Source organism: Sphingomonas sp. KC8 (assembly GCF_002151445.1).
Taxonomy (GTDB): domain Bacteria; phylum Pseudomonadota; class Alphaproteobacteria; order Sphingomonadales; family Sphingomonadaceae; genus Sphingomonas_E.
Genome location: NZ_CP016306.1, coordinates 407,052 through 421,283, shown reverse-complemented (window position 1 = coordinate 421,283; position 14,232 = coordinate 407,052). Strand labels below are relative to the sequence as shown.

Here is a 14,232-nt window from a genome sequence, read left to right as displayed (position 1 = left end):
GGGGCAGTGATGAGTTATGCATATTGGCGAAAATGCGATTTTCAGGTGCACACACCGCGCGATCCCAATTGGCAAGGTGTCCGACCAATTGGAATTGGCGACGACAAGGACGGGGTGCCTGCAACTGTCGTCGATGTTGATACCGCTCGCCAGCAATGGGCGGAGGATTTCGTCGAGCAGTGCGTCCGGCGCGGACTAGAGGCCATCGCCATCACCGACCATCACGAAATGGTCATGGTACCGTATGTCCAAGCTGCTATCGCAGCCCGGCGCGATCTCGAACCAGACTTCGACCTCCTGCTGTTTCCAGGCATGGAACTGACCTGTCGTCACGGCTATCAGTGTCTAATCCTCTTTGACGCCGACCTGTTGGAAGAATGGCGCCGGGAGGCGCAGGGTCGCCTTGGCATCGTTGTCGCCAGCTTGAACGATAAGGCTCGGCAGGCTCTGATCGGCCCCCACCGAGTGGTCCGGTTTGATTGTTAGTGCATTGTTGCTTCCGCCGCCATTGCTGACGGTAGGTGGAGCGAAGCGGAACCGGACGGCGGCAATGGCGGTGTCGCACTTTCCGGGGCCGGCGGCCGATAGCCGAGGCTGCTGTGCGGGCGAACGGTGTTGTAATGCCGCCGCCAGGCCTCGATCAGCACCTTGGCCTCGGCGAGGCTGTAGAAGATCTCGCCGTTGAGCAGTTCGTCGCGGAGCGACCCATTGAAGCTTTCGTTATAACCATTCTCCCACGGTGAACCGGGCGCGATATACAAGGTCTTCACGCCGATCTGGGCGAGCCATGTCTGCACGGCAGTGGCGATAAACTCGGCGCCATTGTCCGACCGGATATGAGCCGGTGGTCCCCGCGCGATGAACAGGTCAGCGAGAGCCGCCAGCACATCTTCATGCTTGAGCTGGCGTGCCACGATAAGCGCGAGGCACTCCCGGCTGGCCTCGTCGATAATGGTGAGGATCCGGAACTTGCGCCCGTCATGCGTACGGCCCTCGACGAAGTCGTAGGCCCAGACATGCCCTGGATATTCCGGCCTGAGCCGGATACACGAGCCGTCGTTCAGCCATAACCGGCCCCGCTTTGGCTGGCGCTGTGGCACCTTCAACCCCTCCTTGCGCCAAATCCGCTCAACGCGTTTGCGGTTCACCGTCCAGCCGGCATCGCGCAGCAATGCGGTCACCCGGCGATAGCCGTAGCGGCCGTATTGCTTGGCCAGTGCGATAATGTCCTCGGTGAGCCGCACCTCATCATCCGCCCCGCGCGGCACCTTGCGATGCGTCGACCGATGTTGCCCGAGCACCCGGCATATACGCCGCTCGGACACTGGCAACTCCCGCCGCAACTGATCGATACAGCGTCGCCGCCGCGCGGGGCTCAGAAGTTTCCCCGAGCGGCCTCCTGAAGGATCAGCTTGTCCAGCGTCAGGTCCGAGATCGCCCGGCGAAGCCGCAGATTCTCCTTCTCCAGATCCTTCATCCGCCGCGCCTGGTCGGTCTTCAGACCGCCATATTCCTTGCGCCAGCGGTAGTAGGTTTGCTCGGTGACCGCGATGCGCCGGCAGGCTTCGGCCGTCGTTCCACCCTGCGCCAGCACGATCTCAACTTCACGCAGCTTGCCGATGATCTCTTCCGGCTTGTGCTTCTTGCTCGGCATTCGTCGTCCCTTTCGTGATCCAGACTATCATAGTCGATGGACCACTCAGACGGAGGCAGATCACGTTGCTGCCGAGTGGCCCGATACAAGGAGGCCGATCAAGAGGAGGACGGACAGGAAGCCGAAAGTAAAGCTGATGATGAAGGCTAGATTATAATATCGAACCGGCGATGGCTTGGCGTGATTGATGATCGCGGCGTTAAGGCCCAAGCCCTCATCCAGCTCGTCCGATCTGAATTGAGCCAACACTTTCCAGAGTGGCACATTATCGGATTCGTCCCCGTCCGCGAAGATTTTCCAACCTTCTCCGGGGCGACCTGTCATCTGTTTCCTCCTTCGCGCAATTCATCCAGATAGTCGCTCCACCACTGCGCCATTTCAACACGTTCAGCCCAATAGGCCGACTGATTGTATATGCGGCGTATCTCGCCGGACACCATATGCGCGAGCGCCCGCTCGATAGCGTCGGGATTCCATTTGCCAGATTCGTTCAGCAGCGAGGAAGCCGATGTGCGGAAGCCGTGCGTGGTCATCTGCTCTTTGGTGTAGCCCATGCGGCGCAAAGCGCCGGTGATGGTATTCTCAGAAATCGGACGCGCTCGCGTCCGAACCGATGGGAACACATAGTTCCCTTTCCCGGTCAGCCCACGCATACTCGCCAGAATCTCCAATGCCTGCCGCGACAAGGGCACCGCGTGGGGCTGCCGCATTTTCATTTTCTCGGGCGGCAGCGTCCAGATTGCTTTCTCAAAGTTGATCTCGGCCCATTCCATCTGCCGCAACTCGCCGGGCCGCTGAAACAGATGGGGCGTCAGTTTGAGCGCGTGCATGACTGCCGGATCGCCCTCGTAGTCCTCAATAGACCGGAGCAACCCACCAAACCCGACGGGGTCGGTGATCGCCGCAAAGTGCTTGACCCTTGGCTGGATGAGCGCGCCCAAAAGCAATTGCGCAGGGTCTCGCTCTGCCCGTGCCGTGGCAGCGGCGTACCGGAACACCCTACTGGCAAAAGAACGAAGCCGCTTAGCAGTTTCATACCGCCCCCGTCGTTCGTGGTGCTTGATTTCATGCAGCAGTTCGGCGGGACTGATCTCGGCAACCGGCCTGCGTCCAAACTCGCTTCCCAGCAGCTTTAGCAGCCAATGATATTTTTCCAGCGTGCGTGGCGACACGCCTTCCTTTTCTCGCTTGGCAATCAACTCCTCGGCCACTTTCGCGAAGCTGTTTTCCGCACGCATACTTGCCTCTATGCGAGCCTGCCGCTTGGCAAAATTGGGGTCGATGTCGTGGGCCAATTGCCGGCGAGCCGCGTCGCGTGCCGAACGCGCCTCTGCTAGCGTGATTTCCGGATAAGACCCAATCGCCAGCTTTCGCTCCACACCGTTGATACGGTATTTCACACGCCAAAGCTTGCTGCCTCTCGGATTGACCAGCAAATAAAGCCCCTGCGAATCCGCCACTTTGTAGGGCTTTTCCTTGGGTTTTGCGTTTCGGATCGCGGTATCGGTCAGCGGCATTGGGGGCCTCGCTTCCGTAGGGGCTTTGCAATGCCCCCAAAAAAGGCCCCCATCTTCCACGATTACAGGCAGACAAAGGCAATCGCCGACAATCAGCGACTGGTCATAAACTAGCGGAAATTAGGGATTTTTTCAATCACCAACAGGTGTTGGCAAACAGGAAATTGGTAGCGGAGGAGGGACTTGAACCCCCGACACGCGGATTATGATTCCGCTGCTCTAACCAGCTGAGCTACTCCGCCCCATTTCGGGCGCCGGCGGATCGTGGAACGTCGCCGGGCGTGGCGGGCCTATAGGCAGAGGTTGCGCACCGGTCAACAGCTATGCGGCGACAAAACACAGTCAACTGGCGCAGGGCAGCCGGGCAGGATACAGGCTGCACCGGGAATCGGAATTAGACCGGGGTTGAGGATGAGCGTGGGACAATATGACGTTCTGATCGTAGGCGCGGGGCATGGCGGCGCGCAGGCCGCCTTGATGCTGCGTCAGCAGAAGTTCGAAGGCACCGTGGCGCTGCTCGGCGATGAGCCGGAACCCCCTTATGAGCGGCCGCCGCTCTCCAAGGATTATTTTTCGGGAGAGAAAAGTTTCGAACGCATCCTGATTCGTCCGGCCACTTTCTGGGCCGAACGCAATGTCGATCTGCTGCTCAACCGCCGGGTGACGGCGGTCGATCCGGCCGCGCATCAGGTGACGCTCGCCGATGGATCGACGATCGGTTACGGCAAGTTGATCTGGGCGACCGGCGGATCGCCGCGCCGCCTGGCCTGTGAAGGCCACGGGGTAAAGGGCGTGCACGGCGTGCGCACCCGCGCCGATGTCGATCAGATGATGACCGAGCTGGACGCAACCACCGATGTCGTCGTGATCGGCGGCGGCTATATCGGCCTTGAGGCCGCCGCCGTCCTCGCCAAGTTCGGCAAGACGGTGACGGTGCTCGAAGCGCTTGATCGCGTACTGGCCCGCGTCGCCGGCGAACCGCTGTCGCGATTCTACGAAGCCGAACACCGCGCCCATGGCGTCGACGTGCGCCTTGGCGTTTCGGTCGATTGCATCCTTGAAAACGATGGCCGGGCAACCGGCGTACGGCTGGCGGACGGCACCGTTCTGCCCGCCCAGATGGTGATCGTCGGCATCGGCATCATCCCGGCTGTCGAACCGCTGCTGGCCGCGGGCGCATCCGGCGGCAACGGCGTCGATGTGGACGGCCTGTGCCGCACCAGCCTGCCCGATATCTTCGCGATCGGGGACTGCGCCGCGCATGAAAATGCGTTCGCCGATGGCGCGCGCATCCGCCTCGAATCGGTCCAGAATGCCAATGATCAGGCCAATGTCGTGGCCAAGACGATCATGGGCGCGACCGATGCCTATCACGCCGTGCCGTGGTTCTGGTCGAACCAGTATGATCTGCGCCTGCAGACGGTGGGCCTGTCGACCGGCCATGATGCGCTGGTGATGCGCGGCGATCCGGCGGAACGCAGCTTTTCGGTCGTCTATCTGAAAGGCGGCAAGGTCATCGCGCTCGATTGCGTCAATGCGACCAAGGATTATGTCCAGGGCCGTGCGCTGGTGGTGGGTGGCATTGCGCCGCCGCTCGATCAGCTGGGCGACGCATCCGTCCCTCTCAAATCGCTCGTCGGCTGATCGCGGGAACCGGTGGGGCCGTGCCTCGTTCCCGACAAGGTTCCTATCGTAAGGGAGACGTCGCATGGAATTGTCGGTTCCGCTTGAAACGGTATGCCGGCTGATCGTGCGGGCGCGTGAGCTGGAAGCACAGGTTCCCGCCATCGAAACCGATGATGAGGATGATCCGGCCGATTCGGATGATCCTCTTGCGGTGCTTGAAGACGAAGCGAATGTCGCGATCGAGGAGGAGGTGCGATCCTTCCTCGATGATCTTGCCGACGACGAAGTAGCCGAGGTGCTGGCACTCGCCTGGGTGGGCCGCGGCACGTTCGACGCCACCGAATGGGATGAGGCGCTGGAAGAAGCGGCCGGCGGGGAGGATCCTGTCGATCAGTTGCTCGATATGCCGATGCTGGCCGCCTATCTTGATGCCGGTCTTGCCGCGTTCGATCTCAGCTGCGACGGGATCGGCCAGATCGATTGAACGGGTAGCGCCCGATCGCGGCCCAAGGCCCGCCCAGATAGCGCCATGACGCCAGTCCGGTGATGGCCAGCGGGCGCGCCCGAAAGCCTGCACCCAGTTCCATCTGAAGCGCACGGGCCGCCGCCGCGTCGACCTTGTTCTGGATCGTGATATGCGGCTGCCACACCGCTGCGTCCTGTGGCGTCAGATAGCCGGCGAACGCACCGGCGATGCGATCGCGGATCATCTCCAGCTCCGCCGAATCCACCCTGAGCGCCGTGCCTTGCGCCAGCCGCATCACCCCGCCGATCCGCGCGGATGGCGCAGGCTCCCGCCGCGTCTCCGCCACCAGCCTGCGCGCCAGTTCGCCTTCCAGCGATGGTGCAAGGTGGTGGAACAAGGTGAGGTGCGCGCTCACGCGGTTGCGCTCGGCCGGAAAATGCGTGCGCCGCAGCCCATCCAACCACGCGAAATCCGCCTCGCCCAATAGCGCGGTCACGATGATCGGGCCGTGGCTCGCGTCAGACGGCGGCAAGGCCCCTGCCCCGCCGCCGTTCCGGTCCATCAGCGGGTCGTTACCAGCCGCAGGTCTTGCCCTTGTTCTGCGCTTCCAGCCACGTCATCAGCGGCTTGAAATACGCAATCATCGCCGTGCCATCCATTTCGCGGCTGCCGGTAAAGGCCTGCAACGCATCGGGCCAGGGCTTCGACATACCCATTTCCAGCATCGCGTTCAGCTTCGCGCCGACTTCCTTGTTGCCATAAAAGGAACAGCGGTGCAGCGGCCCGGTCCACCCGGAAGCGTCGCACGCCGCCTTGTAGAACTGGAACTGCAAAATCCGCGCGAGGAAGTAACGGGCATAAGGCGTGCTGGCGGGCACATGATATTTGGCCCCCGCATCGAACGCATCCGCGCCGCGTTCCACCGGCGGGGTGATCCCCTGATATTGCAGGCGCAGGTCGGTCCACGCATCATTATAATGCGCCGGCTTGATCGTGCCGTTGAACACCCCCCAGCGCCATTTATCGACGAGCAGGCCGAACGGCAGGAACGCCACCTTGTCCATCGCCTGCCGCAGCAAGAGGCCGGTATCCTTGTCTTCGGACGGCACCTTGGCGGGATCGAGCAGGCCGATCTGCACCAGATAATCGGGTGTGATCGACAGCGCGATGGCATCGCCGATCGCTTCGTGGAACCCGTCATTGGCGCCATTCAGATACAGGAACGGCTGCTTGTTATAGGCCCGCTGATAATAATTATGGCCGAGTTCATGGTGGATGGTGGTGAAATCGTCGCCGTTCACCTTGATGCACATCTTGATCCGCAGGTCGTCCTTATTGTCCACGTCCCACGCGGATGCGTGGCAGATCACCTCGCGGTCGGCCGGCTTGGTGAATTGCGAACGCGCCCAAAAGCTGTCCGGCAGCGGCGCAAAGCCCAGCGACGAGAAAAACCCTTCGCCGCCCTTGACCATCTTCAGCGCGTCATAGCCCTTGGCGTTGAGCAGGTCGGTGGTGTCGAAACCCAGATCGCCCGCGCCCTTCGGGGCAACGATGTCATAGATGTTGCCCCATTCCTGCGCCCACATATTGCCCAGCAGATCGGCACGGATCGGGCCGGATTTCGGCTGCACCGCATCGCCATATTTCTCGTTCAGCTTGGTGCGGGTGTAGCAATGCAGCTGATCGTAGAGCGGCTTCACCTGCATCCACAATTTGTCGGTCAGCTTGGCGAAATCATCCGGCGCCATATCGTAGTTCGAGCGCCACATCGCGCCGAGATCCTGATAGCCCAGTTCCTTCGCGCCCTGATTGGCGATCGCAACCATGCGGGCATAATCGTCCTTCATCGGCTTGCCGACATTGTCGTGCCAGCTGGCCCACATTTCCTTCAGTTCGGCCGGATTGCGATCCGTTCCCATCTTCTCTTCGATGTCGGAACCGTTGATGTCCTTGCCGTTCAGCGTGCCGCGCCCCTTGCCGTAGGCGGAGCTCATCTTCGTCGACAGCGCGTTCAGTTCGGTCGCAGCCCCTTCGCGGGAGGGCGCCGGCAGGACGATGCCCTGCCGCAATATGTCCAGCTTGCGGCGCGTGTCCGGCGACAGGCCCGAAACCTTGTCATATTTCGCCGCTTCCTTGGCCAGTCTGACGGACGCCTCGGTATTCTTCGCCCCGAACAGCGTGTTCAGCGCGTCGGTATCGTCGGTCAGGTAGGTCGCGTTCACCCACGCCACCTGCTGGGTGGGGAGCGACAGGTCGAACAATTCCTTTTCCGCCTTGGCGATGAACTGGTCGGCCTGGGCCGCTGTCAGCGCGGGTTCCCTGGCCGCGATGGCCGGCACAGCGGCGACAGCCAGCGCAAGCGCGGAAACAGCCGCGCGGATTGTGATTTTCATGAAGTAAGACTCCTTTCGGGTCCTGATTTGCGATTGGGGCCAGATCAAACCCGGATTGGCCGCGCGGTCAAGCCACCAGAAAATCGCGGATCGCCTGTCCCAGTTCGGATTTCAGCACCGCGCTCATATGGTTGCCGGGAACCGGCTGAAACCGCGCGCCCGGTATCGCGGCGGCCAGCGCCTCGCCTGACCCGTTGTCGTCATCTTCCGCGCCAGTCACCACCAGCACCGGCCGGTCGATCGCCGCAAGCTCCTGCCGCGTCGTATCGACGAAGGTTTCAAGGATGTTGAGCAAGGCCACCGGATCACCCTTGGTGGTTTTCAGGAACGCTTCGGTCATCCACTCGCTCGATCCGCGTTCGAAACTGCCCAGATTGGTCAGCACATGACGGAAATAATCGCCGCGCCCGGCGGTGTGGAGGATGCCGTCCAGCCCCATGCCGCACAATATCGCGCGGCGCGGCGCGGCGCCCTTTGCCAGCATCCGCACGCTCGTCCGTCCGCCCAGCGAATAGCCCGCCAGATCATAATCGGTCAGGCCCAGATGCGCGATCAGGGCAAAGCCGTCCTCAGCCAGTATGTCGCGCGGATAGCTGGCGGGATCATGCGGTTTGCCGCTGTCGCCATGTCCGCGCAGATCGGGCATGATCACCCGGAAACCCGCGTCGGCGATCAGGGCTGCATGGCCGTAGCGAATCCAGTTGGTGAACGCGTTCGAAAAATAGCCGTGGATCAGCACCACCGGCCGCCCTTCGCCCATTTCCCGCCACGCGAGGTCGATCCCGTCCGCAGCGCGAAAGCGCCCTTCCCGTATGTCCGTCATGCGTCACCCGATAAGCCACGATCGAACCGGACTAGCCGTTCGGCCCGCCCCGATCCACACCCGCCTCGTTCAATCGGGCAGCTTTCCCGTGGCGGCGATCCAGCGGTCCACCGCCGACTGATGTTCGTCGAGCCGCATTCCCGGCAGGTGGCTGGTGTCCTCCCATGCCGAAAGCCTGGTATCGATCGCAAAGTTGGATGTCGGACGGAAATAACCCGGATCGTCGAATGATCCCACTGTCAGGTCGATATTCGGCCCTTCAAGATACGAGAATCCCAGCGGCGTGCCGCAGGCCGAACAAAAAGGCCGCCGCGCGATCGGCGACGATTGATACCAGTCCGGCTCGCGCGACCAGCGTATATCGGCCTGCGCGACATTCTTGAACGCCACCGAAACACCGCCCGTCGCCCGGCGGCAATAGCCGCAATGGCACAGATAGGCTTCGTCATCGCGGATCGCGGCTTCGTAACGAATGCGGCCGCACTGGCAGCCGCCGGTCATCATCCGGGCCATCCTCGCCTCGTTCGCCGAAGTTCGAACGGGATCATGCACAGCGTGCCGGCGAAGGCCAGCGCCATATCCTTTTGCGCATCCCACATGTCGCCTTGCTGCCCGTTATAGGCGTCCGCGGCATCCCCCGCGATCGCCAGGGTCAGCAGCCATTCGAAAACCTCATAGGCAGCACTGGCCGCCAGCACGAACCCGATCGTGATGCACAGCATCGCCCTGATCGAACGAAGGCCACCGCCGCGCGCCAGTTCGGCCAGCAACGGCACGCTCGCCACGCCGAAGATGAAATGGACCAGCCGGTCATAATGGTTGCGGGTAAAGCCGAAGGCGTCGCTGATCGTCGCCCCGGTCAACGCCGCGGCCCAGCCATCATATGGCGTGTCCGAATAGGTGTAACGTCCGCCCAGCGTATGCAGCAGCCAGAATGCCAAAAGAAAGGCCACCGTCCGGGTGGACAGCGGCCATCGGGCAAGCAGAACGGGTGCGGCGAACACTAGCAGCACGGTCGGCACATGATGCAGCGGCGCGACTGACGGATAAGGTTGCGCCATATTGGCCAGCGCGACAGCCGCGCCCAGCAGCAGGATCATCCAGCGCTGGGAAGCCGGCATCGCCCTCCATGAAGCGCGATAGCCGGCCATCCCTTGCTGGCTCCTCAGCCCTTCTTGAGGTGGCGACGGCCGAGCAATTCCGCGATCTGGACGGCGTTGAGCGCCGCGCCCTTGCGCAGATTGTCCGACACGCACCACAGCACCAGGCCGTTTTCGACGGTCGGGTCCTCGCGAACGCGGCTGACGAAGGTGGCGAAATCGCCGACGCATTCGACCGGCGTCACATAGCCGCCATTTTCGCGCTTATCGACCAGCATCACGCCCGGGGCTTCGCGCAGGATCTTCTGCGCATCGGCCGCCGACAGCTCGTTTTCGAATTCGATGTTGATCGCTTCCGAATGGCCGACGAACACTGGCACGCGCACGCAGGTCGCCGTCACCTTCACCTTGGGATCAAGGATCTTCTTGGTTTCGACCACCATCTTCCATTCTTCCTTGGTGTAGCCATCATCCAGGAAGACATCGATGTGCGGGATCACGTTGAACGCGATCTGCTTGGTGAACTTCTTCGGCTCGGCGGGGTCGCCGACGAAAATGTTGCGCGACTGTTCGAACAGCTCGTCCATGCCTTCCTTGCCCGCGCCGGAAACCGACTGGTAGGTCGACACGACAACGCGCTTGATCGTTGCGGCATCGTGCAGCGGCTTCAGGGCCACCACCATCTGGGCGGTCGAACAATTCGGGTTGGCGATGATGTTGCGCGCCGTATAGCCGTCGATCGCTTCCGGGTTCACTTCCGGCACGATCAGCGGCACGTCCGGGTCCATGCGGTACAGCGACGAATTGTCGATCACCACGCAGCCGGCAGCCGCGGCCTTGGGCGCATATTCCTTCGTCGCGGCGGAACCGACGGCAAACAGCGCCATGTCCCAGCCGGTGAAGTCGAAATGCTCAAGATTCTTCACCTTGAGCTTCTGGCCCGTATCGCCAAAATCAATCTCGTCCCCGGTCGAGCGGGAGGAGGCGACGGCGGCGATCTCTTTAATCGGAAACTCGCGCTCGGCCAGAATGTTAAGCATTTCGCGCCCGACATTCCCGGTGGCTCCGACGACGACTACCCGATAGGCCATTTTACTCGCTCCAATTGGACATGAGCCGCACCTGCGGCCGGGCGCGGTTTAGGGGACCACGCGGATATGTCCAGCCCGCATGGCTATTAGGTCGACAAGTCGAGCTTCGTCAGTTTACCGTCTTCACCCGCCGATCCAGAAACGCCTCGATCGTCCGCCATAAATGCAGGCTCGTCGCCTGTCCCGATATCGAATGCGTCTTGCCCGGATAAACCATCGTTTCGAACGGGATCGACGCATCCTGCAATTTCGCCATCAGCGCGGTGGAATTTTCGAACAGCACATTATCGTCGGCCATGCCGTGGATCAGCAGCAGCGGATCGCGGATCTTCGTCGCATGGCCCAGCGCGCTCGCTTGTTCATAGGGCGCCTTGTCCGCAGTCGGATTGCCCAGATAGCGTTCGGTATAGGCCGTGTCGTACAGTTCCCACCGCGTCACCGGCGCCACCGCCACGCCGCCTGCGAACGCACCGGGGGCCGCCTCCAGCAGCTTCAGGGTCATGTAGCCGCCATAGGACCAGCCCATCACCGCGACGCGCGCGGGATCGACGAAGGGTTGGCGCTTCAGCCAGTCCAGCCCCTTCAGCTGATCGGCCACCTCCGGCCCGCCCATCGCCCGATGGATCGGATCCTCGAACGCCTTGCCACGATCGCCCATGCCGCGATTGTCGAGCATGAACACCGTCCAGCCGCGTTGCGCCAGATATTGCATCCTCAGATCGAAGAAATCGCGCTTCACCGTGTGGGCGTGCGGCCCGCCATAGACGAACACGAACGCCGGCGCTTTTTCCCCAGCCTTCAGCCCGGCCGGCTTGAGCATCGCATAGTCAAGATCCGTCACGCCGTCCGCCGCCTTGATCGTGCCATAGGTCGGCGCGATCAGATCGGGGGCAAAGGGCGCCAGCGGATGTGTGGCCCCAACCGCATTTTCCTCAATCCAGCGCAGCCGCTTGCCGCCTGCATCGGCCAGCCATACCTGCCGGGGCTGATCGGGTCGTGTCGTGGTGATCAGCGCGCGGGCCGCCTTGTCGTCCATCACCACGTCATTCCAGGTGCCCGGCGCTGTCAGGCGGCGTGGTGGGCCGGGATGGCGATAGTCGAGCGTGTAGAGATGCTGTTCCAGCGTGCTGTCGGCAAAGCCGGTGAAGAATAGCCGTCCGGCCTTCTGGTCGACGCCGACAAGCCGTTCGACCGCCCAATCCCCGCGCGTCAACTGGGTGAACGCGCCATCCTTATAATGATAGAGATGGCTGTACCCATCGCGTTCGGACGACCAGATCAGACTGCCGTCGCCCAGCACACGCAGATTGTCGTGCACATTCACCCAGGTTCTGGCCGTCTCGCTGAATAATAGCGTCGCCGCCCCCGTCTTCGCATCGATGCGCAGCATATCGAGCCGTGTTTGCGCACGGTTAAGCCGCTGCACCAGCAGCCCGCTCGCATCGGGCAGCCAATCGACCCGCGCCAGGTAGATATCGGTGTCCGCGCCCAGATCGGCTTTCACCCGGCCGCTGCCATCGGGCCTGATCAGCCACAGGTCCACCACGGCATTGGGCGTGCCCGCGCGCGGATAACGCTGTTCGACGAATGTCGTCCCCTCCGCGCCGATCGCCGCGCGGGATGAGATTTCGACGTTGCGTTCATCGACGCGCGCCACCGCGATCAGGCTGTCGTCGGGCGCCCACCAATGGCCGCGCCGGCGTTCCAGTTCCTCATTCGCCACGAACTCCGCCACGCCCCAGTTGATCGCGCCGCCGCCATCTTCGGTCACGGCGCGATCCTGCCCGCTTTGGGTGTCGATCACATGCAGATTGCCGTCGCCGACATAGGAAACGAACCGGCCCGATCGGCTGACGGTGCCGTCCAGTTCGGTCTCCGGGCTATCCGTCAGCCGCGTCACCCGGCCGGCAAGGTTCGCCAGATACAGATCGCCATCCAGCGGCACCAGCAGGCGCGTGCCATCGGGTGCCCAGTCATATGCGACGATACCCTTGCTGCCGCCGATGCGCAGCCGTTCGCGCTGCATCTTTTCGGCTTCGGACAACGCCGCCCCGGTTCCGATTGCCCTGGAATCGATCAGCATCCGCGCCTTGCCGGATTGCGTGTCGATCGCCCACAGATCGAACCGTTCCGCGTCATCCGCGCGGTTGCGCAGCAAAGTCGCCAACCGGCCATCGGGTGACAATTTTAACGAACGCGGCGTCGGGCCGGACAGGCTGGGGCTGGCGAACAGCCGTTCCAGCGTCAGCGTTTCGGCCATGGCAGCCGCAGGGACGAGGGCGACGGCCGCGATCAGCGCGGCGGCGGGAAGGATGCGGAGCATTCCCAAGCTTATCGGAAGGAAGCCGCCCGCGATCAAGCCCGGCGGATGCCACGCAAAAAGGGGCGTGGATGGCATCCCATCCACGCCCCCATTTTCCGGCAAGCCGCGAAGCGATCAGGCTTCGGCGGTCGCCCGCGGATCGCGACGCTCGGCGATACGCGCCGATTTGCCGCGACGACCGCGCAGATAATAGAGCTTCGCGCGACGCACGACGCCACGACGGACGACTTCGATCGAATCGACGTTCGGCGAATAAAGCGGGAAGACGCGCTCGACGCCTTCGCCGAACGAAATCTTGCGAACGGTGAACGAGGAACCCATGCCCTTGTTCGAACGCGCGATGCACACGCCTTCGTAGTTCTGGACGCGGGTGCGTTCGCCTTCGACGACCTTCACGCCAACGCGCAGCGTATCGCCGGCGCGGAATTCAGGCAGCTTCTTCGTTTCGGTGATCTTGGCGATCTGCTCGGCTTCGAGCGTCTGGATGAGGTTCATGGCTCATCGCTCCTTCTTCTGTCGCCGCGCGCCAGAGGGAGACTGGGCCCGAGCGCCCTCATGACGCTCCCAAAGGTCCGGCCTCCTTAGCCTTGTATCGGCCTCGGCCATGGCTTTACGCCAGGCGTCGATCCGCGCATGATCCCCAGATCGCAGCACTTCGGGGATCGTGCGCCCTTCCCACGTGGGTGGTCGGGTATAATGCGGATATTCAAGAAGGCCGCTTTCGAAGCTTTCTTCGTCCCCGCTGGAAGCCGCGCCCATTACGCCGGGAAGCAACCGAATGCAAGCATCCAGCAGCACCAGCGCAGCCATCTCGCCCCCCGAAAGGATATAGTCGCCGATCGATACCGGCTCGATCGGGCGGGCTTCGAACAGGCGTTCGTCAATCCCTTCGAAACGCCCGCACAGGATGGTGACGCCCGGCCCGGCCGCCAGATCGCGCACACGCGCCTGGGTAAGGGGCCGGCCACGCGGCGTCATCGCCAGCAATGGCGCATCGGGCCGCGTCTCCAGCGCATGATCCACCGCGCGCGCCAATATGTCGGCCCGCATCACCATGCCCGCGCCCCCGCCGGCCGGCGTATCATCCACCGAACGATGCCTGTCAGTCGCGAAATCGCGGATCTGCACCGGGTTGCACGCCCACTTGCCTTCCGCCAGCGCCCGGCCCGCCAGCGACGTGCCGAGCGGCCCGGGGAACATATCCGGGTAGAGCGTCAGGATGGTGGCGGCGAAGGTCAT

14 protein-coding genes, 1 tRNA gene and 1 pseudogene are annotated in these 14,232 nt (G+C 62.7%); 3 read left to right on the top strand and 13 right to left on the bottom strand.

From position 1 onward, the window contains the following. Positions 1-9 precede the first annotated feature (9 nt). Positions 10-483, top strand: a pseudogene (locus KC8_RS02105) (PHP domain-containing protein); the annotation flags it as partial. Here KC8_RS02105 and KC8_RS02100 read toward each other — a convergent pair. From KC8_RS02100 to KC8_RS02085, 4 genes are all read right to left on the bottom strand, one after another. Next, positions 483-1,654, bottom strand: a protein-coding gene (locus KC8_RS02100) for an IS3 family transposase (RefSeq protein ID WP_157663893.1) whose coding sequence is annotated in 2 segments (ribosomal slippage) — positions 483-1,390 and positions 1,390-1,654 — 1,173 coding nt in all. Because the reading frame shifts where the segments join, the coding sequence is not laid out codon by codon here. The pseudogene KC8_RS02105 and the gene KC8_RS02100 overlap by 1 nt on opposite strands. Before the next feature lie 60 nt (positions 1,655-1,714). Then, positions 1,715-1,978, bottom strand: coding sequence for a hypothetical protein (locus tag KC8_RS02095; RefSeq protein WP_010126440.1), 264 nt, complete (start codon positions 1,976-1,978; stop codon positions 1,715-1,717). Further along, positions 1,975-3,171 carry a tyrosine-type recombinase/integrase gene (locus KC8_RS02090; protein ID WP_010126442.1) on the bottom strand — a complete coding sequence of 399 codons (1,197 nt, stop codon included), beginning with the start codon at positions 3,169-3,171 and terminating at the stop codon, positions 1,975-1,977. Before KC8_RS02090 ends, KC8_RS02095 begins: the two co-directional genes overlap by 4 nt. A 165-nt stretch (positions 3,172-3,336) precedes the next feature. Continuing rightward, a tRNA-Met gene (locus tag KC8_RS02085) sits at positions 3,337-3,413 on the bottom strand. A gap of 169 nt (positions 3,414-3,582) precedes the next feature. Between KC8_RS02085 and KC8_RS02080 the strand changes: the two genes are divergently transcribed. Both KC8_RS02080 and KC8_RS02075 read left to right on the top strand, forming a co-directional pair. After that, positions 3,583-4,815 (top strand): NAD(P)/FAD-dependent oxidoreductase, encoded by a 1,233-nt coding sequence (locus tag KC8_RS02080; protein WP_010126443.1) that lies wholly within the window; start codon positions 3,583-3,585, stop codon positions 4,813-4,815. A gap of 64 nt (positions 4,816-4,879) precedes the next feature. Beyond that, positions 4,880-5,281: a DUF3775 domain-containing protein gene (locus tag KC8_RS02075; protein WP_010126444.1), complete on the top strand. Its 402-nt coding sequence runs from the start codon at positions 4,880-4,882 to the stop codon at positions 5,279-5,281. Here KC8_RS02075 and KC8_RS02070 read toward each other — a convergent pair. The 9 genes from KC8_RS02070 to trmD form a co-directional block, all read right to left on the bottom strand. Then, positions 5,250-5,825 carry a 2'-5' RNA ligase family protein gene (locus KC8_RS02070; protein WP_010126445.1) on the bottom strand — a complete coding sequence of 192 codons (576 nt, stop codon included), beginning with the start codon at positions 5,823-5,825 and terminating at the stop codon, positions 5,250-5,252. The genes KC8_RS02075 and KC8_RS02070 overlap by 32 nt on opposite strands. A gap of 10 nt (positions 5,826-5,835) precedes the next feature. Continuing rightward, on the bottom strand, positions 5,836-7,656 hold the full coding sequence (locus KC8_RS02065; protein ID WP_010126446.1) for a M2 family metallopeptidase: 1,821 nt from the start codon (positions 7,654-7,656) through the stop codon (positions 5,836-5,838). Between the two features lie 67 nt (positions 7,657-7,723). Beyond that, on the bottom strand, positions 7,724-8,479 hold the full coding sequence (locus KC8_RS02060) for an alpha/beta fold hydrolase (protein WP_010126447.1): 756 nt from the start codon (positions 8,477-8,479) through the stop codon (positions 7,724-7,726). Between the two features lie 69 nt (positions 8,480-8,548). Then, positions 8,549-8,992, bottom strand: a complete 444-nt coding sequence (locus KC8_RS02055; RefSeq protein WP_029624667.1) for a GFA family protein — start codon at positions 8,990-8,992, stop codon at positions 8,549-8,551. Then, on the bottom strand, positions 8,980-9,600 hold the full coding sequence (locus tag KC8_RS02050) for a DUF2238 domain-containing protein (protein WP_010126452.1): 621 nt from the start codon (positions 9,598-9,600) through the stop codon (positions 8,980-8,982). The genes KC8_RS02055 and KC8_RS02050 overlap by 13 nt, the downstream gene beginning before the upstream one ends. Positions 9,601-9,644: 44 nt before the next feature. Further along, on the bottom strand, positions 9,645-10,670 hold the full coding sequence (locus KC8_RS02045; RefSeq protein ID WP_010126454.1) for an aspartate-semialdehyde dehydrogenase: 1,026 nt from the start codon (positions 10,668-10,670) through the stop codon (positions 9,645-9,647). A 109-nt stretch (positions 10,671-10,779) separates the two neighbouring features. Next, a complete protein-coding gene (locus KC8_RS02040) occupies positions 10,780-12,993 on the bottom strand; it encodes a S9 family peptidase (protein ID WP_029624669.1) in 2,214 nt (737 codons plus the stop codon). A gap of 114 nt (positions 12,994-13,107) precedes the next feature. Next, entirely contained in the window at positions 13,108-13,488 is a 381-nt protein-coding gene (rplS, locus tag KC8_RS02035; RefSeq protein WP_010126456.1) for a 50S ribosomal protein L19, read from the bottom strand. A 3-nt stretch (positions 13,489-13,491) separates the two neighbouring features. Beyond that, a complete protein-coding gene (gene trmD, locus KC8_RS02030; RefSeq protein WP_010126457.1) occupies positions 13,492-14,232 on the bottom strand; it encodes a tRNA (guanosine(37)-N1)-methyltransferase TrmD in 741 nt (246 codons plus the stop codon).